The sequence below is a fragment of the Rhizobacter terrae genome, from assembly GCF_003852895.1.
In the GTDB taxonomy this organism is placed as follows: Bacteria; Pseudomonadota; Gammaproteobacteria; order Burkholderiales; family Burkholderiaceae_C; genus Albitalea; species Albitalea terrae.
On record NZ_QUSW01000001.1, the window covers coordinates 317,830 to 337,856 of the forward strand.

Below are 20,027 nucleotides of genomic sequence, written 5' to 3' on the forward strand. Positions count from 1 at the left end.
GGAGAAAACGGTCTTTTTAGGAATTTCGCACTAAATTGCTGCGCCGCACCATCAAACCCTTGCTTTGTCACATCAGGCCCCTATACTTCGGTTCATGGTGCAGCGCAGCAAAAGCCGCGAAACACCTGAGCGTCAAACCAACCTGCACTGGAGATTTACATGCTGACCGCTGAACAATTCGCTGCCGCCCAAAAGGCCAACGTCGAGACCCTCTTCGGTCTGACCAACAAGGCCTTCGAAGGCGTCGAGAAGCTCGTCGAACTGAACCTGCAAGTGGCCAAGGCCGCCCTGGGCGAAGCCGCCGAAACCACCCGCGCCATCCTGTCGGTGAAGGACGCGCAAGAGCTGCTGTCCCTGCAAGCCGGCCTGCTGCAGCCGACCGCTGAAAAGGCAGCCGCCTACAGCCGTCATCTGTATGACATCGCCGCCGCGACCAACGCCGAAGTCAGCAAGGTCGCCGAGCAGACCGCTGCCGAAGCCCAGGCCAAGTTCATGAACGTGGTCGACACCGCCGTCAAGAACGCCCCGGCCGGCACCGAGAACGCCGTTGCCCTGGTGAAGTCGGCTGTCGCTGCTGCGAACAACGCCTACGAAACCGTGCACAAGGCTGCCAAGCAAGCCGCTGATGTCGCCGAAGCCAACTTCCAGGCCGTGACCTCCACCGCCGTGAAGGCCACGCAAGGCGCCACCGCTTCGGCCAAGGCCAAGCGCGCCGCCTGATTCAGGCGGTAGAGGGATTCGACGTAATTTTTTGTACGAGGGTTGAACTAATCTGACAGGGGCCCATCTGATCCAGTACCGCAAGCATGCTTGTGGTGTCCCTGAAAGGTTGTCTCCTCGGTACCGCTCGAATCCCTCCATTCGACGTACCTTCAAGCCCGGTCAATGACCGGGCTTTTTATTTTTTAGGCCCCCCAGTCGCTGCGCTCCTGCCCCCGAGGGCCACGAAGGGGCCCCTTCGTGGCCCTTGGGCGCCACCCTGCGGACTGGCGGAGCCAGATCCGCGGGCGTGGCTTGATGTGTGCGTCGCTGCGCTTGCTATTTTGTTTTGGCGGCGATGTTGGCTTTGAGCTGCACAAGTGCTGCCTGGGCCGCCTCGCGTCCCGCCTGGATGGACTTCTTGCGGGCGGCGAAGTCAGCGCCACCCACTCCGGGTAGCCGCGGACGCAGCACGACATCCGCCTCCTTCAGCTCGAAGGTGTTGATGCTGCGGCCCATGATGGCGAAGGTCTGCAGGAGCATTCGGACCGGGTCGCCGGTCGGGTTGCCTTCCGGGGCGGCCGAGATGTCCACCGCGATGACCAAGTCCGCCCCCATCTGGCGGGCGAAGCGCACCGGGACCGGCGATACCAGGCCACCGTCCACGTATTCACGAGTCCCGATCTTCACGGGCTGGAAGACGGCAGGCACCGCGCTGGAGGCCCGGACGGCCAGGCCGGTATCGCCCACCTGGAACAGGATGGCCTGGCCGCTGTCCAGGTCGGTGGCGACAATGCCCAGCGGCAGGGGGAATTTCTCGATCGGACGATTGCCTGTGGCGTCGCGGACGTAGCGGGCCAGCGCTTCGCCGCGAATCAGTGCACGGCCAGGGAAGCCCCAGTCGGTGATCGCAGCCTCGTCCATGCTGTCAGCCAGCTGGCCCAGCGCCGCACCGTTCTTGCCGGAGGCGTACAGCGCCGCCACCAGGCTGCCAGCCGAGGTGCCCACTACCAAGTCTGGATGAATGCCATTCTCTTCCAGCACCTGGATGACGCCGATGTGCGCGAAGCCCCGGGCCGCACCACCACCCAGGGCCAACCCGATGCGTGGCGGCTTGGGCGCCGGCTTGGGCGTGACGACCTCGGCAGGAGGCGGGGCGACCGGCGGCTGGGCAGGAGACGGGGGCGCCACCGGCACGGTCTGGCAGGCCGCCAGGGTGAGTGAAAACAGGACCACGAGGCCCGCACGGCGGGCGGTTTGCAGGGAGATGGGACGCATTACCCGGATTCTAGGAGGGCGACCTCCAGCCACCGCCTTCATATTCCGCTCGAACATAAGCATTCGCTCAAACTGTTCTTCTCATCTATATACAAGCTCTATAGAGTCGCGCGCTAAACCCCCTCAGGGACAACCCTTCCATGGACTGGACAGCAACGCTCAGCGGCTTCGGCATCGGCGCCATCATCGGCCTCACCGGCGTGGGCGGCGGTTCGCTCATGACGCCGCTGCTGCTGACGGTCTTCCGCCTGCCGCCCGCCGTGGCCATCGGCACCGATCTTTTCTTCGCGGCCATCACCAAGACGTCCGGCTCCATCGCCCATCACCGGCACGGCCACGTCGACTACCGCATCCTCTTCCAGTTGCTGGCCGGCAGCATTCCCGCAGCCATCGCCACCATCGCGCTGATGCACTACACCGGCGTGACCAAGGCCTGGGCCAGCGCGCTCACCTTCTCCCTGGGCATCGCCTTGCTGCTCACCGCCGTGACCGTGGCCTACAAGGCGGCCTGGCAGGCCATTGGCGTGCGACTGGAACGGGTGATCACACCGCAGCGCAAGACGGCGCTCACCGTCACCTCGGGCATCATCCTCGGGGTGCTGGTCTCGCTCAGCTCGATCGGCGCAGGTGCCATCGGCGCCACGCTGATCCTCATCCTCAACCCGCGCCTGGAGGCCAAGCGCCTCGTGGGCACGGACATCGCCCACGCCGTGCCACTGACGCTGGTGGCCGGTCTCGGGCACGCCACGCTCGGCCACGTCGACTGGTCGCTGCTCGCCTCCCTTCTCATCGGCTCCATCCCGGGCATCTGGATTGGCGCCCAATTGACGCGGAAGCTCCCTGACCGGCTCGTGCGTGCCCTGCTGTGCGTCTCGCTCGTCACTGCAGGCCTGAAGGTCATCACCTGACATGTACCAATACACCGACTTCGACAAGCACTTCGTCCGCCAGCGCGCGGCGCAGTTTCGCGACCAGCTCGAGCGCAACATCGCCGGCACCCTGAGCGATGACGAATTCCGCCCGCTGCGGCTGCAAAACGGCTGGTACGTCCAGCGCCATGCGCCCATGCTGCGCATCGCCGTGCCCTATGGCGAGCTCAGCAGCACGCAGGTGCGCGCGCTGGCCCGCATCGCCCGCGAGTACGACCGCGGCTACGGCCACTTCACCACGCGTCAGAACTGCCAGTTCAACTGGATTCCGCTGGTCAAGAGCGCCGACGTGATGGACATCCTGGCCTCGGTCAGCATGCACGGCATCCAGACCAGCGGCAACTGCATTCGCAACATCACCAGCGACTGCTTCGCTGGCGTGGCCGCCGACGAGATCGTCGACCCGCGTCCCTACTGCGAAATCATGCGGCAGTGGAGCACGCTGCACCCCGAATTCGCGCACCTGCCGCGCAAGTTCAAGATTGCGGTGAGCGGTGCGCAGGAAGACCGCGCGGCCATCGCCTGGCACGACATTGGCCTGCAGCTGCTGAAGAACGACAAGGGCGAGGTCGGCTTCAAGGTGCTCGTGGGCGGCGGCATGGGCCGCACGCCCGTCATCGGCACGGTGATCAGCGAGTTCCTGCCCTGGCAGCAGATCCTCGTGTTCATCGAAGCCATCGTGCGGGTCTACAACCGCTATGGCCGCCGCGACAACCTGTACAAGGCGCGCATCAAGATCCTCGTGAAGGCCGAGGGCCAGCGCTTCATCGACGACGTGAACGAGGAATACAAGAACATCCTCGAACGCGACCTCGACGGTTCGGCGCACATCATCACGCAGGACGAGTTCGACCGCGTCGCGGCGCACTTCCAGCTGCCCCAGGGCGTGGCGCCCATCAGCGGCTCCAGGCTGCACGTGCCGTCCGATGCGCCGGTGTCGTTCAAGCGCTGGACCGAGCGCAACGTGCACCCGCACCAGATCGAGGGCTACCGCGCCGTCACGCTGTCGCTCAAGCGCACCGGCCAGGCGCCTGGCGACGTCACCGACCAGCAGATGGAACTGGCCGCCGACCTGGCCGACAAGTTCAGCAGCGGCGAGCTGCGCGTGTCGCACGACCAGAACCTGGTGCTGCCCTGGGTGAAGGAATCCGACCTCTTCGCGCTGTGGGAGGCCGCACGCGCCGCGAGCTTCGCCACGCCCAACATCGGCCTGCTGACCGACATGATCGCCTGCCCCGGCGGCGACTTCTGCGCGTTGGCCAATGCACGCTCGCTGCCCATTGCAGCCGACATCACCGAACGCTTCGACGACATCGACGAGCTCTACGACATCGGCGACATCGACCTGCACATCAGCGGCTGCATCAACTCCTGCGGCCACCACCACAGCGGCCACATCGGCATCCTGGGCGTGGACAAGGATGGCACCGAGTGGTACCAAGTGACGCTGGGTGGCCTGGACGGTTCGGCCATCAGCGGCCACGCGTCCACGCCGGGCAAGGTCATCGGCCCGTCGTTTGCCGCCGATGAAGTCGGCGACGTGATCGAGGCCGTGCTGGACACCTACCGCCACGAGCGCAGCTCGGCAGCCGAGCGCTTCATCGACACGGTCAAGCGCATCGGCCTGGATCCCTTCAAGACCGCCGCCAACGCGCAGCGTCGCACCACGGCGAAGGCGGAGTGAGCACCATGAAGTTCATCGACAAATCCAAGGACACGTGGCATCCGATCATCGGCGAAGACGGCCCGATGGTGACGGTCACCCCTTCGGCCCACAGCCTGCTGACGCTGTCGCAATGGCACGGCGTGCGCAGCACCTGGCCGGCTGACCTGCCCGTGGGCGTGGTCTATCCGAACGATGCCGACATCGAAGACCTGGTGGACGACCTGCCGCGCCTGTCGCTGGTCGTCCTGCAGTTCCCGAAGTGGACCGACGGCCGCGCCTACACCCAGGCTCACCTGCTGCGCGCCCGCTATCGCTTCCAGGGTGAAGTGCGCGCCCAGGGCGAGGTGCTGGTGGACATGATGCAACTGCTGCAGCGCACCGGCTTCGACGCCGTGGCCCTGCGCGGCGACCAGTCGCTGGATGCCGCCGAGCGCGCGCTGCGCTTCTTCCCCGGCCACTACCAGGGCGACGTGAACGAGCGCCGCCCGCTGTTCGGCCGCCCGGCCGGGCAGGAGTACACGCAGGAAGACTTCGTGAACGCAGGGGCTGCCATATGAGCGCCATCGATCTCTACGCCCGCAAGACCGCGGGCTTCGACGAGCGCCTCGGGCACACCATCGAGGTGCTGCGCCGCGCCGCCGCCGAGCACCCCGGCCGCATCGTGCAAGCCACGAGCCTGGGCGCCGAGGACATGATCATCACCGACCTCATCGCCCGCCACGGCATTCCCATTGCCGTGGGCACGCTGGAAACCGGTATGCTGCATCCGCAGACGGTGGCGCTGATCGGCCGCATCGAGGAACGCTACGGCCTGGAGGTCGAGGTGTACAAGCCGGTGGCCGAGCAGGTGGTGCACTTCGTGAAGACCAACGGCGAGAAGGCGATGTACGAGAGCATCGACCTGCGCAAGGCCTGCTGCGGCATCCGCAAGCTGGAACCGCTGTCTCGCATGCTGGCCAACCGCGACGCCTGGGTCACCGGCCTGCGCCGCGAGCAGTCGAACAACCGCGGCGTCGTGGGGTTCAGCGAGACCGACGACAAGGGCCGCGCCAAGATCAATGCCTTGGCAGACTGGACCTGGAACGACGTGTGGCACTACATCGCCACCAACGACGTGCCCTACAACCCGCTGCACGACGAGTTCATGCCCAGCATCGGCTGCGCGCCGTGCACGCGTGCCATCGCCGTGGGCGAGGACTTCCGCGCCGGCCGCTGGTGGTGGGAAGACGAGAAAGCGAAGGAATGCGGCCTCCATGCCACGCATGAAGAGCCCGCCGTGTCGATGATTGGAGCCAAGGCATGAATGCCCCGTTGAGCATCGAGCAGTTGCTGCCCGAACTGGACCACACCCACCTCGATTGGCTGGAAGAAGAAGCCATCTTCATCCTGCGCGAAACGGCAGCCGCCTTCGAGCGCCCGGCCCTGCTGTTCTCCGGCGGCAAGGACTCGTGCGTGGTGCTGCGTCTGGCCGAGAAGGCCTTCAAGACGAAGGGCGCCGACGGCCAGTACAAAGGCCGCCTGCCCTTCCCGCTGCTGCACGTGGACACCGGTCACAACTTCCCCGAGGTGATCGAATTCCGCGACCAGCGCGTGGCCGAGATGGGCGAGCGCCTGGTGGTGGGCCACCTCGAAGACAGCATCAAGCGCGGCACGGTGCGCCTGTCGCATCCGCTGGAGTCGCGCAACGGCCACCAGACCGTGGCCTTGCTCGAAGCCATCGAGGAACACCGCTTCGACGTGCTGATGGGCGGCGCGCGCCGCGATGAAGAGAAGGCCCGCGCCAAGGAGCGCATCTTCTCGCACCGCGACAGCTTCGGCCAATGGCAGCCCAAGGAGCAGCGCCCCGAGTTGTGGACGCTGTTCAACACCCGCATCAAGCCGGGCGAGCACATGCGCGCCTTCCCGATCAGCAACTGGACCGAGCTGGACGTGTGGCTGTACATCGCCCGCGAGAACATCCCGCTGCCCAGCCTCTACTACCGCCATGACCGTCAGGTGATCCGCCGCAAGGGCCTCCTGGTGCCCGTGACGGAGGTGACGCCGCCCGAGGCCGGCGAGCAGATCGAGACCGCCGAGGTGCGCTTTCGCACCGTGGGCGACATGACCTGCACCTGCCCGGTGGAAAGCCCCGCCGCCAACGCGGTGGACGTGGTGGCCGAGACGCTGCGCGTGACCGTGAGCGAGCGCGGCGCCACCCGCATGGACGACAGGACTTCGGACGCCTCGATGGAGCGTCGCAAGAAAGAGGGCTATTTCTAAATGACTGACCACCCCCACGCTCACGTTCGTTCGCTGCCCCCCGAGGGGGCGCGAGCCGCCCTTGGGAGCGGCCCGGCGGGCGGCTCAGCCACCGCAGTACCCGTCCAGAAGGACCACCGCGCCCTGCGTTTCCTCACCGCCGGCAGCGTCGACGACGGCAAGAGCACGCTCATCGGCCGCCTGCTCTACGACAGCCGCGCCATCCTGGCCGACCAGCTCGACACGCTGGAGAAGAAGGCCGCCGGCGCGCCCATCGACCTGTCGCTGCTGACCGACGGCCTGGAGGCCGAGCGCGAGCAGGGCATCACCATCGACGTGGCCTACCGCTACTTCGCGACCAAGCAGCGCAAGTTCATCATCGCTGACGCGCCGGGCCATGAGCAGTACACCCGCAACATGGTCACCGCCGCCGCAGGCAGCGATGCCGCCGTGGTACTGGTGGACATCACCAAGCTGGACGTCTCCGCCAAGCCGCTGGTGCTGCTGCCGCAAACGCGCCGCCATGCCCTGCTGGCCCACCTGCTGCGCGTGCCCAGCATCGTGTTCGCGGTGAACAAGCTCGATGCGGTCGACAACCCCGGCCAGGCCTTCGCCGCCGTGAAGACCGCGCTGCTGGACTTCGCCGAGAAGGCCGGCATCACAGTGGCCGAGATCATCCCCGTGTCGGCGCTGCGCGGCGACAACGTGACCCAGCCGCTGGATGCCGACTGGTATGACGGCCCCTCGCTGCTGCAGTTGCTGGAAAGCCTGCCGCCCACGCAGGAGCGCAAGGATGGCGACCTGCTGATCCCCGTGCAGTACGTGGCCCGCGAAGGCGAGGGCACCGGCAACCAGCCGCGCACGCTGTGGGGCCGCATCGCCCACGGCCGCGTGAAGGCTGGCGATGAAGTGCAGTTGTTCCCGAGCGGCCAGAGCGCCATCGTCACCGAGGTTCGCCTGGCGGGCGACACGGTGGAGCAGGCAGAGGCCGGCCAGTCCGCCGGCGTGGTGCTGGACCGCCAACTCGACGTGTCGCGCGGCGACTGGATTGCCACGCCCAAGACCATCCATGAGACGCAGCGTTTCTCCGCGACGCTCGCCTGGCTGGACACCGAGCCCGCCATCGTCGGCCGCAAGTACTGGGTGCGCCACGGCAACCGCTGGGTGCAGGCGCGCATCGCGGCCATCGAGAGCTCGCTGGACATTCACAGCCTGGAGCCGCGCGAAGCGCACCAGCTGGCCGTCAATGAGATCGGCCACGTGGTGGTGGAAACCCAGCAGCCGCTGCCGGTGGAAGCCTATGAATCCAACCGCGTGGGCGGCTCGCTGATCATCGTGGACCCGACCAGCAACCGCACCAGCGGCGCGCTGCTGGTGAAGGCCGCGGCCTGAAACGCCACGCAGGCGCCATGGCCGGACGCGTCGTCTTCATCGGAGCCGGCCCCGGGTCGGCCGACCTCATCACGCTGCGCGGCGCGCGGCTGCTGGGCGACGCCGACGTGGTGCTGCACGACGCGCTCACCGACCCCGCCCTGCGCGAATTCGCGCCGCGCGCGCGGTGGATCCACGTCGGCAAGCGCGGCTTCTCCGACAGCACCGGGCAAGACCTCATCAATGCCATGCTGGTCAAGCATGCTGCCGAAGTGGCGCTCGTCGTGCGGCTGAAAGGCGGCGACCCCAGCATTTTCGGCCGGCTCGAAGAAGAGCTGGATGCGATGGCCCGAGCCGGCATTGAATGCGAGGTGGTGCCGGGCGTCACCGCGGCCATTGCCGCGGCTGCCGCCACCCAGCGCCCCCTCACCCGCCGCGGCGACGGCCGAAGCGTGAGCTTCACCACAGCCATGACGCGAACCGGCGACATGCACGCCTCGCGCACCGCCGACACCGAGGTCTTCTACATGGCCGGCAAGCAGCTGTGCGCGTTGTCACGCCGGCTGATCGAAGCCGGCTGGCCGAGCGACACCCCTGTCAGCGTGGTTTCCCGCGCAGGCTGGCCCGACCAGCTCCACAGCGACCACAACGTCGCCACCCTGCCCCGTGCCAGCTTGCTGCATGCCGGGCGCCCCACCATCGTCACGGTCGGCGCCGGGGCCCGCCCGCTTGAGGCATGTCAAGAACCCGCCAAGCGGAATGCCTCTGACGCAGCCGTGACCTGCGAGCCCTGTCCCAAGCCTTAAACTCGATGGTTTCGCGGCATCCGCGACACCTGTTCCACACCACAACACTGAGCGAGAGCCATGACCCACGTCGTCACCGAAGCATGCATCCGCTGCAAGTACACCGATTGCGTTGACGTCTGCCCCGTCGACTGCTTCCGCGAAGGCCCCAACTTCCTCTCCATCGACCCCGACGAGTGCATCGACTGCGCCGTGTGCATCCCCGAGTGCCCGGTCAACGCGATCATGCCGGAGGAAGACGTGCCCGGCGACCAGCAGCACATGATCAAGCTGAACCTGGAGCTGTCCAAGAGCTGGCCCAGCATCACCAAGCGCAAGCCCGCGCTGCCCGATGCGGACGAGTGGAAGGACAAGACGGGCAAGCTGCCTGAGCTGGTCAAGTAAGGGCATCCGCATCGAATGGACACTGCTACCACCGCCCCCGTGATCGAGACCGACGCCGTCATCGTCGGCGCGGGGCCGGTGGGGCTGTTCCAGGTGTTCGAGCTGGGCCTGCTGGAGATCAAGGCCCACATCATCGACTCGCTGGCCTACCCGGGTGGGCAGTGCATCGAGCTGTACCCCGACAAGCCCATCTACGACATCCCCGCCGTGCCGGTGTGCACCGGGCGCGAGCTCACCGACAACCTGCTCAAGCAGATCGAGCCCTTCGGCGCGACCTTCCACCTCGGGCAGGAAGTGACTGTGGTGGACAAGCAGGCGGACGGCCGCTTCCACGTCGAGACCAGCAAGGGCACGCGCTTCCTCACCAAGACCATCTTCATCGCCGGCGGCGTGGGATCGTTCCAGCCGCGGCTCCTGAAGGTCGAGGGGCTGGACAAGTATGACGACACCCAGCTCTTCTACCGCGTGAAGAACCCCGCGCAGTTCGCGGGCAAGAACCTCGTCATCGTCGGCGGCGGCGACTCGGCGCTCGACTGGACGCTGAACTTCGTGCAGGACGGGCCCAACAAGGCCGAGAGCGTCATCCTCATCCACCGCCGCGATGGCTTCAAGGCGGCGCCTGCCAGCGTGGCGCGCATGCGCGAGCTGTGCGAGGCCTACGAGATGCAGTTCGTGGTCGGGCAGGTCACGGGCATCGAGGAGGCGGCCGGCAAGCTCACGAGCATCAAGATCACCGGCAGCGACGGCGTGACGCGCGTGATGCCGCTGGACGTGCTGCTGGTGTTCTTCGGCCTGAGCCCCAAGCTCGGCCCCATCGCCGAATGGGGCTTGAACCTGGAGCGCAAGCAGATCGTGGTCGACACCGAGAAGTTCGAGACCAGCACGCCGGGCATCTTCGCAGTGGGCGACGTGAACACCTATCCGGGGAAGAAGAAGCTCATCCTCTCGGGCTTCCACGAGGCGGCGCTGGCGGCCTTCGCGGCGGCGCCCTACATCTTCCCGGACAAGCGCATCCACCTGCAGTACACGACCACCAGCCCGAAACTGCACAAGGTGCTGGGCGTGGAAACGCCGACCTTCGACGACTGAGCCATGAGTTACCGGCCGGGTACGAGATAATCCGGCCTCGCGGCGATGCCATTCATCGCCGCTCTTCGCTAGGGGTGTTGAACGCGACAGCGTTCGACTGAGAACAGACCCTTTGAACCTGACTGAGGTAATCCTCGCGCAGGGAAGCATGCATGACACCCACGCCCGTGGGCTTCACGTTCGCCGACCTGCCATCGAATCTTGTGGACACCACGATGGCATCTTCCATTGCCCGTTTCTCGCTTTCACCCGTCGCCATGGCGGCGGTTCTCGCCTTCGCAACGGCCGCGCAGGCCCAGACCACCACCTTGCAGCCGGTGACGATCACCGGCCGCGGAGACCCCGTCATCGACGTCGGCGGCTGGGGCGACGTGCCGCTGTCGAAGTCGCCCTTCCAGGCCAGCGTCCTCTCGCGCGAGCAGATGCGCGACCTGGGCGTGCAGCGCCTGGCTGACGTGACGCGCGTGGACCCGGCCGTGAGCGACGCCTACAACACCGAGGGCTACTGGGACTACCTCACCATCCGCGGCTTCGTGCTGGACAACCGCTACAACTACCGGCGCGATGGCCTGCCCATCAATGCGGAGACGTCCATCCCCCTGGCCAACAAGGACAGCGTGGAGATCTTCAAGGGCACCAGTGGCCTGCAGGCCGGCACCGCCGCACCCGGCGGCCTGGCCAACTTCGTCGTGAAGCGTCCGACCAACGATGCACTGCGCACGGTGTCTCTCGAATGGCGGCAGGCCGGCACGGTACGCGGCGCGGTGGACATCAGCCAGCGCTTCGGCGAGTCCAATGCCTTCGGCGTGCGCGTGAACGCAGCGCTGGAGCACCTGGACCCTCGCGTGAACGAGGCCAAGGGCAACGCCCAGCTGCTGTCGGTGGCGGGCGACTGGCGCATCGCACCCGACAGCCTGCTGGAGGCCGAGATCGAGACCAGCCACCGCAGCCAGCCCAGCGTGCCCGGCTTCAGCCTGCTGGGCGGCAGCGTGCCCGCGCCGGTGGACCCGCGCATCAACCTGAACAACCAACCCTGGTCGCTGCCAGTGGTGTTCGACGGCACGACCGCCTCGGTGCGATTCACCCAGCGCCTGAATGCCGACTGGCGCGTGGTGGCCCATGCCGCCACACAGCGGCTGACCACCGACGACCGCATCGCCTTCCCCTATGGCTGCGGCGCCGAAGGCAACTTCGACCGCTACTGCAGCGACGGCACCTTCGACCTCTACGACTACCGCAGCGAGAACGAAAAGCGCACCACCGACGCGCTGCAGGTGGCCTTGAACGGCAAGCTCGATACCGGCGGCATCGCCCACACCCTGAGCGCCGGCGTGCTGCGCAGCCAGTTCAAGGCACGCTTCCAGCAGCAGGCCTTCAACTACGTGGGCAGCGGCAACGTGCAAGGCACGGCGGTGACGCCGGCCGACCCGAGCCTGACCGCCGACAGCACCAACCGCGACGAGACCAGCACCGAGCTGTTCGTGCGCGACGCCATCAAGCTCAACCCGATGACCACCGTGTGGCTGGGCCTGCGCCACACCCACCTGTCACGCAGCAGCGTGGACACCAGCGGCAACTCGGGCCCGAGCTATTCGCAGGGGATCAACACCCCGGGCATCGCGCTCAGCCACGAATACGCGGGCGGCCAAGTGGCCTATGCCAGTTGGGGGCAGGCGGTGGAATCGCTGGTGACGCCAGGCCTGCCTGCGTATGGCACGCAGGCAGGGCAGCCGCTGAAGGCGCTCAAGAGCCGGCAGATCGAGATCGGCTTCAAAGGCCGGTTCGACGAAGGCACCTGGAACCTGGCCTGGTTCGACATCGACAAGCCCGAGGCGACCGACACCGGCACGGCCTACTTCGTCGACGGCAGCCGGCGCCACCGCGGCATCGAGGCCAACGCGGCATGGCAGCACGACCGCTGGATCGTGCAAGGTGGCGCGCAGTTCCTGCACGCCCGACGCGAAGGCAGCCAGGATGCCACCGTCAACGGCCAGCGCCCGACCAACGTGCCCGCCGCTACCCTCAAGCTCCAGGCCCGGCATGACCTGCAAGCGGTGCGCGGCCTGTCGCTGCAGGGCGACTTCGTCGCCGAGAGCGACCGCACCCTCCTGCCCACCGACGGCAGCCTGCGCATTCCCGGTTGGGCGCGCATCGATGCTTCGCTGCGCTATGCCCAGCCGACCAGCGCCGGCCTGATCAACTGGCGCGTGGGCATCGACAACCTGCTGGACCGGCGCGCCTGGCGGGAGTCGCCCTACCAGTTCGGGCATGTGTATTTGTTCCCGCTTGCCGCGCGGACAATTCGGGTCGGATTGGAGCTCGCCTTGTAGAGGGCCAAAAACTGTGGCTATAATGCAAGGCTCTGTTCCTCGATAGCTCAGTCGGTAGAGCGCCGGACTGTTAATCCGTAGGTCCCTGGTTCGAGCCCAGGTCGGGGAGCCAAAAGTTGTAGTGAAAAGGCCTTGCAGCGATGCAAGGCCTTTTTCACGTCCGGACTCCAACCACTGCGTGACATCGCACGCAGTGCCACGCCTGAACAGCGCAAACCCCAGGGCTACTGGCCCACCACCAGCACCTCGCTGATCGCGGCACTCCACGAGTCGCTGCCGGTTGTTCCCACCACACGAACGCCGAGGATGCCGCCGCGAGCCGTCCCGGTGAAGGTGAAGGTCGCCCCAGCAGCCGCCGCAGTGCCGGGATAGGCTGGCGCAACCGACCATCCCGCGTTGGTCCAAGTCGTTCCATCCGTGGTGAACTGAAGGCCGACGCTCCCCTGAAAATAGCCGTTGCCATAGCCGTCGATCTGGCCGTTCACGAACTGCACGCTCGTCACCGTCCTGGGTGAATCCCACAGCACACCGGCGGCTTGCCAGCGCACGTTGCCATCTTCGCCGGCGGCATTGATGGCAGCGCCGACCGTCAGCACGCCATCATTGATCTGCGGACGCGCACTGCGATTCGCATTCGAACTGGCGGAGGTGTTCCTGGACCACACGTAGCCGACGCCGCTGCGCTCGAGGTGGCCATCCCCCGTGGACTGCGCAATGAACGACGCCGCGATCGAGTGCTGCGCCTGCACGTTGGCGAAGGTGTAAGTGGACGCCGCACCGATCGACTTTCCATCCACCGTGACCGACCCGATGGTGTAGCCCGACGACGCCTGAATGCTGAAGCTCACGCTCTCGCCCTGCAGCACCGACACCGATCCGCTGGGCGAGATGCTGCCGCCCGCGTTGGCCGTGGCGACGACCTGGAAGGACGGCACCGGCGTCGAAGACACCAGCCCGGACTTCAAGGCCGCCCAGAACGACGCATCCTCATAGCCCATCGCCCAGACGCTCGTGCCCGCCAAGCCCAGGCTCGTCACGAGCCCCGCCTTCGCCTGCACGCTCTGCGCGTCCTCGTACCACAGCGCGGGCTGGCGAGTGCTCGAACTCCAGGCCTTGCCATCCGCCTGCTGCTTGACAGTGCCCCAGCTGGCCCACGGTGTGGCTGCGGCCGCATCACGCCCACGGGTCGCGCTGGCGTGGGAGGCAATCACCTTCTGGAAGTCGGACCAGCGCACCGTCTGGCCGGTGCTGAAGTCGTTGCCGTACGACGGGATGCCGGAGAGCACCTTGGCCGCAGGAATCTTCGACAATGCATAGGTCAACACTTGGCGTTGCCAATCCAGGCCCGAAACGGGCCCCGGCCAGGTGAAGCCGTTGCCGCTGTCGCTGCTCCAGCCCGGACCGACTTCGTCATAGGTCATCACCTGCACGTAGTCGGCCGCAGAGCCGATGCCCGCGTAGTCGAAACCGTTGAGGTACGAAGCACTGCTGTCGCTGGTCTTGGCCGGAACGCTCACGATGAGCTTGAGGGCATGGACGTGCAACGCCGCAGCCAGGGATGACAAGAACGCCGTGTAGTTGGCCTTGCTGACGGGCTGCACCGCTTCCAAGTCGGCATTGATGCCTGCAAAGCCATTCGTGGTGGCCAGCTTGACCAGGTTCGTCACCGCATTGGCACGGCTGGCCGGCGTCGCGAGGATGCCATCCGACACCGCCGGGTCGAAGCCGCCCACATCGTTGCTGAAGTCAGAAACGGTGGGATACAGCGGCAGCCCGCGCGACTTCGAAAACGCGATGATGGATTCGGTAGTCGACGTCATCCCTTCGCTGCTGACGCTGCCGTCTGCCAGCAGCGCATAGGTCGAGCCGAGGCCAACAGCGCTCAGGTTCGGCGCGAACTGCTTGAGATTGGTGAAGGCACTCGCCACCTGGCCATCGGCATAGGCCAGGACGAAGGGCGCAGCACTTGCGTCCGGCAAGACAAAGGCGGCGAACAGGGTCGCAAGTGCGGCAAGACGCGCAAGGCGTTGCTTCATGGGAAGGCTCGATCGGAAGTTGACGGCTGCGCGATTCTGCAGACGAGCGGGTCAACATGCCGTGAGCGGTTGTTGCTTCAGGGGCAGTCGCTGCGTGCATCCATGCACGTCTTCGTGCCGTCATCCAGCAGCACCAGCGCCTGCGCTTGCTCGACGGTCTTCCTCCACCGCGCGAACAATTCGCTGCGAGGCACACCCATGTCCTTGAGCGCGCCGCGATGCTCCAGGTAGACGGCCAGCTGCGCCACCGCTGTCACCGTGCGCCATGCGGCCTTGAACAGCCACCGCTTCATCGGGCCGTCCGCCTGCACCCGCAAGAACTCGCAGTGGAAGTGCAGGTGCGACTGCTCATCTGCACACAGTTCCTCCAGCGCATCGCGCAGCGGCGATGGCTCCAGGCCCTGCGCGATCCGCTGGTAGTAGCTGATGCCCACCACCTCCGCAGCGAGCAACACCAGCACCTTCAGGCGCAGCCCCATCGCGCGGCGCACCACCACGAACAGGCTGTCCGTCCAGTTGCTCCTGATGAGTTGCCCACCCAGCGCATACACGCACATTGCCAGCACCTGCGCATGCCGATGTTCCTCCTGCACGAACAATTCCATCGCCCTCGCATAGCCCGGGTTGTTCTTCGCGAAGGCCGAGCGCCGTGCCTGCTCCACCACCGTGCCGCCACCTGTCTCACCCAACTGGAACACGGCCAGCGATCGAGCCACCGAAGGCGGCACGCTTGCATGACAGGCATCGCCGCCCAATGAAGCCAAGGGCCGGGCCTTGCGCGATTCGAAGAATGCTTCCCATTGCTGCCAACGGTTCGAGGACCCAAAGAACTTGGAATGATGCTGCGACATGAACCTTCTCTGAAAGATGAAGCCGCCCTCGCGAACCGGGCACGGCGAGCTCCCTGAAGACATCCGGGAGGAGAAGGCGACACCATCGGTGCCAGCGATGAAGCGGGTTCGAAGCCTGCGAGGCAACCGCATGAAGACCGCGTGAAGTCAACCCAAAGCCTCACTGCGCCAACGCTCCATCCCTAGCTGCACACCTAGGGACCCAAGGCGCCAATTCCCTAAGTCGCGGGAGGCAGCACGCGCGCCTATCGCGCATATTGGTCGGGTCTCGCACGCCCATCACTCTCTCCATCGGGCCGTGCGAAGACACCAAACCCGAAATCAGAGAGGACCATCATGCAAAAACCCCTTTGGCCGGCCGCGCTCGTTCTGGTCGCAGCCACTTCCGCCTTCGCAGCTCCGCAAGGCGTCGTCTCCATCCCGGCCGGCCAGGCCGCCGTCACCCAGGCCAAGAGCACGCCTGACTACCGCCACGCCCAGACCATTCTTCTGCGCTCCAGCACAGCGATGCCCGCGCAAGCGCTCGACTTCAACGCGGCAGCAGCCACCGCACGCGTGGCGCCCACGGCCGGCGAAGCAGGCAACCGCGGCGGCACGGCCGATGCGGCAGGCATGTCGAAGCAGCTCATCGCCGAAGGCCTGATGGGCGGCGGCTTGCTCGACGACCTGAGCGGCCCCACGCCGATGGCAGTGGGCACGCAGGGCCTGCAGTTCACGTCCTCGCAGGTCTTCCCCGCGCAGGCGGACACCACCTACCCCACCCGCGCCACCGGCAAGCTGTGGTTCGAGAAGGTACCCGGCAGCGGCAGCTGGTGGGTGTGCTCGGCCAGCATGATCAAGCCGGGCATCGTGGCCACGGCGGGCCATTGCGTGACCTCGGGCACGGGCTCGTGGTACGGCAGCTTCCAGTTCGTGCCGGGCTACCGCAGCGGCGCCGCGCCCTACGGCACGTGGACGAGCTGGGCCACGGCCACCACCACCAGCGAATGGTTCAGCGGCGGCGGCGGCGTGCCCAATGGCGGTGACTACGCGCTCATCGTGTTCAACAAGAACGGCAGCGGCTACCGCATCGGCGACTACACCGGCTGGCTGGGCTGGCAGTACCCGTCGCTGGTCGGCCGCCACGTCACGGTGCTGGGCTACCCGCAAAACCTGGACGGCGGCGCCATCAACCACCGCATCGATGCGCAGACGACCTCGGGCTCGAACAACACCGGCCTGTGGGGCTCCGACATGACGGGCGGCTCCAGCGGCGGCGCTGTCGTGCTGAACTTCAGCAAGGCCTACACCAGCTCCACGCCGCTGCCCTCGGACAACGGCGACAACCGGCTGGTCTCGGTCGTGTCCTACGGTCCGATTGCCACCGACCCGAAGTACCAGGGCGGCGCGGTGTTCGACTCGCGCATCTCGACCATGCTCACGAACATGTGCACGGCCTACGCGTGGGCGTGCTGATCAGCTGAACTGTTGACGAGCGCATCGGGAAAGCGCGATCACACCTGCATCGCCACGTGGGCCAGCGATTGCGCGTTCTCGATGCACATCGATCTGAAGTCGAGGCTGATGCGATCGTCATCGCCTGCCATGGACCAGAAGCGCCTGGCCGCATCGCAGGCCTCGGTCCATGGCCCGCGCTGCGTGGGCAAGGGCGCAGGTGGACGGAACTCGCGCAACGGCACTTCGCCGCCGGGCAGAGGGGCGTAGGCCATGGGCAGCATGTCGTAGCAGGGGGCGAGCGACAGTCGGCCTTGCTGCGGCACAAAGCTCAGGTTGCCGGTGTGCATGTCGCTGTTGGCGATGAGGCGGCCGAACCACCACAGGCGCTCGATGGCTTGCGCGTCGCTGGCTGGCAGCAGGTGCCGATCCGCCAACCGGGTGGTCAGGCGTGTCCAGTCGCTGGAGGGATCGCCCATCAGCGCGGCGTTGAGGGTGAAGAGGCTGGCCAGCCGGCTACGGCCGTGCAGGCCGTGACGGTCGAAGCGCTCGACTTCGAGGAAGGTACGCCCACCGTGCCGAACGATTCGGCTTGGCGGCGACCGCACGCCCGCAAGCGCCGCGGCGCATTGCAACGCAAGGTGCTCGCACACGAGCAGGTCGGCCCATCGGCGCACCGCCGGCGAATCATCGTTGCCGGAGAACTTGACGAGCACGTGCGGAGTTCGGGCATCAGGCAGATCACGCATGGCCGCGAACTTGGGAAACTCGCCGGCCGCACTCGACCCCGGCACGCCGGCGGCGATGGCCTGTTCCGCCAAGGCCTCGTAGGCCGGCCCAGGCTCATCACGCAATGCCGGCAAGGGCGACAGCTTGCGCGCAAGCCAGCCCTCATACGCCGCATTGCCGAGGATGAGGCTGCCGCTCACGTCAGCGCCCACGCGGGCGAGTACGAAGAGCACCTCGTCATCGGTCCAGTCTTCAAGGTTCTCGGAGACGCCCAGCGCCCGGTGCTCAGCGCGCGCGATCTGCCGCCCCATGTAGCCCTGGGGACGCATGTCGTACAGCGGATAAGGCAGCCCGTCCCACCAGCCCGTGACTGACTCGTCGGGCACCGGCCAACCCGCGTCGACCAGCGACGCATGGCAGCCCTGTGGCGACACCGGTGCGACGACGGCGATCAACTCGGCCCGCCCCTGGGCATCGACTTCATAGAGCGGCAGGTCCGCCGCCTCACCGCGGATCGCCCGCCGCAAGGCATATCGCGCCTGCTGCGCCTTGCCAGCAGCCACCACCTGCCCACCAGCCTCTTTGAGCAGGCGATGCAAGGTGGCGCGACTCACCTGCAAGGCGTCCATCAGCTCGGACGCGGTCGCAACCGACCGGCGGCCGAGGACGGCCGGCAACTGGTCGCGGGCTGATTGGAGTCTGGGGCGCACAGGTTATGAGATGAGTTTTGAGAAGATTAAACGAAATGCTCTCCCAGGTAAACCGTTCAAATAATCACCAGTTTTGAGAAGATTCCTGAAATGAAAAAGGGCCACGTTCTTCAACGTGGCCCTTGTGGAATCCGGTTTGGTGGGGGCTTCAGCCCTTCGCCTTCTCCGCTTCCGCCAGCTCCTTGCAGGACGGCGCGCAGACGAACTGCGTGCGGCCCAGGAGCTTCTTGCCCTTCAGCGAGGCGCGGGGACGGTGCTTGCCGCAAAGAAAACACGACATGGTGGCCGTCGTGAAAGCCCCGGCGGAGCCGAATGGCGAGCCTGCGGGCTTGGAGCGGTAGCGAAGTCCGTCGGAATCGATGGACGTCTTGATTTCGTCTTTGGCCATGGTCTCTTACAGCTCCTTCTAACAACAGCTTGTGGGCAGATAGTGCCGGAAACGAATAGTTCCAGGGCCATCAGGCGGGCCGCGGTGTGCAGACACGGCGCCACCCCGTATTGTGACGCATAGGGCAGGCACGCGTTTTGCCGAACGTCAATCACCTTGAAAAACACGGAGTGGCGAGTGCCCGAGCCCGGGAGGACCCGCACTGACTTGCAATGCCTGCCTACCGCCGGTCCTGCAATACAGGCGAAGCGTACGCTAACTGCCCTGGGTCGCCGACGCCAGCACGCTGTAGTACGCCGGGTTGCCCGTCTGGAACAGGCCAAACCAGGCGTCCAGCACATCGTCGTCGTACACGTCGAGCTGCCTGAAGATTTCCCGGGCGAACTCCAGCGGTGCCGTGGCACCGGCGGTGATGAGCTTGCCGTCGGCCACTGCCCGCTCGTTCTGGTACAGCGCCGCGCCCAGGTAGCCCGTGAACTTGAGGTACTCGGGCGCATTGCTGGTGTGACGCATCAGGTCCAGCACGCCCACCCGCGCCAGGCCGGCGGTGGCGCCGCAGATGGCCGCCACCGGCACGCCCGCCGCAATGAAGCGCTTGGCGAGGGACGCCGCCTCCAGGTCCTTGCCGTCGTCCCACAGCCGTCCGCCCGGCAGGATGAACATGGCGCTCTGTTCGGGCGTGAGCTGGCCGAGCGGCATGTTCGGCAGCACGGTCAAGCCGCCAGCCGTCGTGATGGGCTCATTGGCCAGCGACACGGTCTTCACCCGGTACCGCCCGGGACGCTTCTGGTACATGGGATTGTTGATGCCCGCGATGGCGTAGCCGATCTCCCAGTCCGACAGGGTGTCGAAGACGAAGAGGTGCACGGTCTCTTGCTGTTGCATGGTGCCGATCTCCTGGTGTTCATGGAAGCCTTGCAGCAACGCAGCAATCGGCGCACCCTCGCCCGGCCGGCACCTGCCAACGACGGCAGCAGGGCGACTGGACTCGCGCAAGACCGCGTGGCTACACTGACCCTCCGCCGGCCTCAGGCCGACGCCACGCAAAAGACCACCGGACGGAGGACTTTCTTGTGAAGGCGACGAGCT

At 66.4% G+C, this 20,027-nt stretch carries 18 protein-coding genes, 1 tRNA gene and 1 riboswitch; of the genes, 13 read left to right on the top strand and 6 right to left on the bottom strand.

The features are described 5' to 3' along the window. Nucleotides 1–159 precede the first annotated feature (159 nt). On the top strand, nt 160–720 hold the full coding sequence (locus DZC73_RS01465; RefSeq protein ID WP_124538422.1) for a phasin family protein: 561 nt from the start codon (nt 160–162) through the stop codon (nt 718–720). Nucleotides 721–1,038: 318 nt separating this feature from the next. Here the strand turns inward: DZC73_RS01465 and DZC73_RS01470 are convergent, their stop codons facing one another. Next, nucleotides 1,039–1,977 (bottom strand): patatin-like phospholipase family protein, encoded by a 939-nt coding sequence (locus DZC73_RS01470; protein WP_124538423.1) that lies wholly within the window; start codon nt 1,975–1,977, stop codon nt 1,039–1,041. A 140-nt stretch (nt 1,978–2,117) separates the two neighbouring features. Between DZC73_RS01470 and DZC73_RS01475 the strand changes: the two genes are divergently transcribed. From DZC73_RS01475 to DZC73_RS01525, 11 genes are all read left to right on the top strand, one after another. Beyond that, nucleotides 2,118–2,885: a sulfite exporter TauE/SafE family protein gene (locus DZC73_RS01475; protein WP_124538424.1), complete on the top strand. Its 768-nt coding sequence runs from the start codon at nt 2,118–2,120 to the stop codon at nt 2,883–2,885. 1 nt (nt 2,886) lies between these two features. After that, on the top strand, nt 2,887–4,590 hold the full coding sequence (locus tag DZC73_RS01480; RefSeq protein ID WP_124538425.1) for a nitrite/sulfite reductase: 1,704 nt from the start codon (nt 2,887–2,889) through the stop codon (nt 4,588–4,590). Between the two features lie 5 nt (nt 4,591–4,595). Further along, nucleotides 4,596–5,129: a DUF934 domain-containing protein gene (locus DZC73_RS01485; protein WP_124538426.1), complete on the top strand. Its 534-nt coding sequence runs from the start codon at nt 4,596–4,598 to the stop codon at nt 5,127–5,129. Next, entirely contained in the window at nt 5,126–5,875 is a 750-nt protein-coding gene (locus DZC73_RS01490; RefSeq protein WP_124538427.1) for a phosphoadenylyl-sulfate reductase, read from the top strand. Before DZC73_RS01485 ends, DZC73_RS01490 begins: the two co-directional genes overlap by 4 nt. Then, complete coding sequence (gene cysD / locus DZC73_RS01495) at nt 5,872–6,831, top strand: sulfate adenylyltransferase subunit CysD (RefSeq protein ID WP_124538428.1); 960 nt, start codon at nt 5,872–5,874, stop codon at nt 6,829–6,831. The genes DZC73_RS01490 and cysD overlap by 4 nt, the downstream gene beginning before the upstream one ends. Further along, on the top strand, nt 6,832–8,202 hold the full coding sequence (locus DZC73_RS01500) for a sulfate adenylyltransferase subunit 1 (RefSeq protein WP_124538429.1): 1,371 nt from the start codon (nt 6,832–6,834) through the stop codon (nt 8,200–8,202). Between the two features lie 17 nt (nt 8,203–8,219). Continuing rightward, nucleotides 8,220–8,987: a uroporphyrinogen-III C-methyltransferase gene (gene cobA / locus DZC73_RS01505; protein ID WP_124538430.1), complete on the top strand. Its 768-nt coding sequence runs from the start codon at nt 8,220–8,222 to the stop codon at nt 8,985–8,987. A gap of 60 nt (nt 8,988–9,047) precedes the next feature. Next, nucleotides 9,048–9,371, top strand: a complete 324-nt coding sequence (gene fdxA, locus DZC73_RS01510) for a ferredoxin FdxA (protein WP_124538431.1) — start codon at nt 9,048–9,050, stop codon at nt 9,369–9,371. A 15-nt stretch (nt 9,372–9,386) separates the two neighbouring features. After that, nucleotides 9,387–10,460 (top strand): NAD(P)/FAD-dependent oxidoreductase, encoded by a 1,074-nt coding sequence (locus DZC73_RS01515; RefSeq protein WP_124538432.1) that lies wholly within the window; start codon nt 9,387–9,389, stop codon nt 10,458–10,460. A gap of 60 nt (nt 10,461–10,520) precedes the next feature. Beyond that, nucleotides 10,521–10,622: riboswitch (TPP riboswitch) on the top strand. Next, entirely contained in the window at nt 10,613–12,790 is a 2,178-nt protein-coding gene (locus DZC73_RS01520) for a TonB-dependent siderophore receptor (RefSeq protein WP_235834950.1), read from the top strand. (Overlaps the previous riboswitch by 10 nt.) Nucleotides 12,791–12,826: 36 nt before the next feature. After that, a tRNA-Asn gene (locus tag DZC73_RS01525) sits at nt 12,827–12,902 on the top strand. Between the two features lie 112 nt (nt 12,903–13,014). On the opposite strand, the gene DZC73_RS01530 is transcribed toward DZC73_RS01525, so the two are convergent. Both DZC73_RS01530 and DZC73_RS01535 read right to left on the bottom strand, forming a co-directional pair. Next, complete coding sequence (locus DZC73_RS01530; RefSeq protein WP_124538433.1) at nt 13,015–14,826, bottom strand: glycosyl hydrolase family 18 protein; 1,812 nt, start codon at nt 14,824–14,826, stop codon at nt 13,015–13,017. A gap of 77 nt (nt 14,827–14,903) precedes the next feature. Beyond that, nucleotides 14,904–15,590: a ferritin-like domain-containing protein gene (locus DZC73_RS01535; protein WP_124538434.1), complete on the bottom strand. Its 687-nt coding sequence runs from the start codon at nt 15,588–15,590 to the stop codon at nt 14,904–14,906. 423 nt (nt 15,591–16,013) lie between these two features. Here DZC73_RS01535 and DZC73_RS01540 point away from each other — a divergent pair, with 423 nt between their 5' ends. Further along, nucleotides 16,014–17,132 carry a trypsin-like serine peptidase gene (locus tag DZC73_RS01540; protein WP_124538435.1) on the top strand — a complete coding sequence of 373 codons (1,119 nt, stop codon included), beginning with the start codon at nt 16,014–16,016 and terminating at the stop codon, nt 17,130–17,132. A gap of 38 nt (nt 17,133–17,170) precedes the next feature. Here the strand turns inward: DZC73_RS01540 and yjjJ are convergent, their stop codons facing one another. The 3 genes from yjjJ to DZC73_RS01555 form a co-directional block, all read right to left on the bottom strand. After that, complete coding sequence (gene yjjJ / locus DZC73_RS01545) at nt 17,171–18,550, bottom strand: type II toxin-antitoxin system HipA family toxin YjjJ (protein WP_124538436.1); 1,380 nt, start codon at nt 18,548–18,550, stop codon at nt 17,171–17,173. A 148-nt stretch (nt 18,551–18,698) separates the two neighbouring features. After that, nucleotides 18,699–18,938 carry a hypothetical protein gene (locus tag DZC73_RS01550; RefSeq protein ID WP_124538437.1) on the bottom strand — a complete coding sequence of 80 codons (240 nt, stop codon included), beginning with the start codon at nt 18,936–18,938 and terminating at the stop codon, nt 18,699–18,701. 255 nt (nt 18,939–19,193) lie between these two features. Next, complete coding sequence (locus DZC73_RS01555; protein ID WP_124538438.1) at nt 19,194–19,823, bottom strand: DJ-1/PfpI family protein; 630 nt, start codon at nt 19,821–19,823, stop codon at nt 19,194–19,196. Nucleotides 19,824–20,027 lie beyond the last annotated feature (204 nt).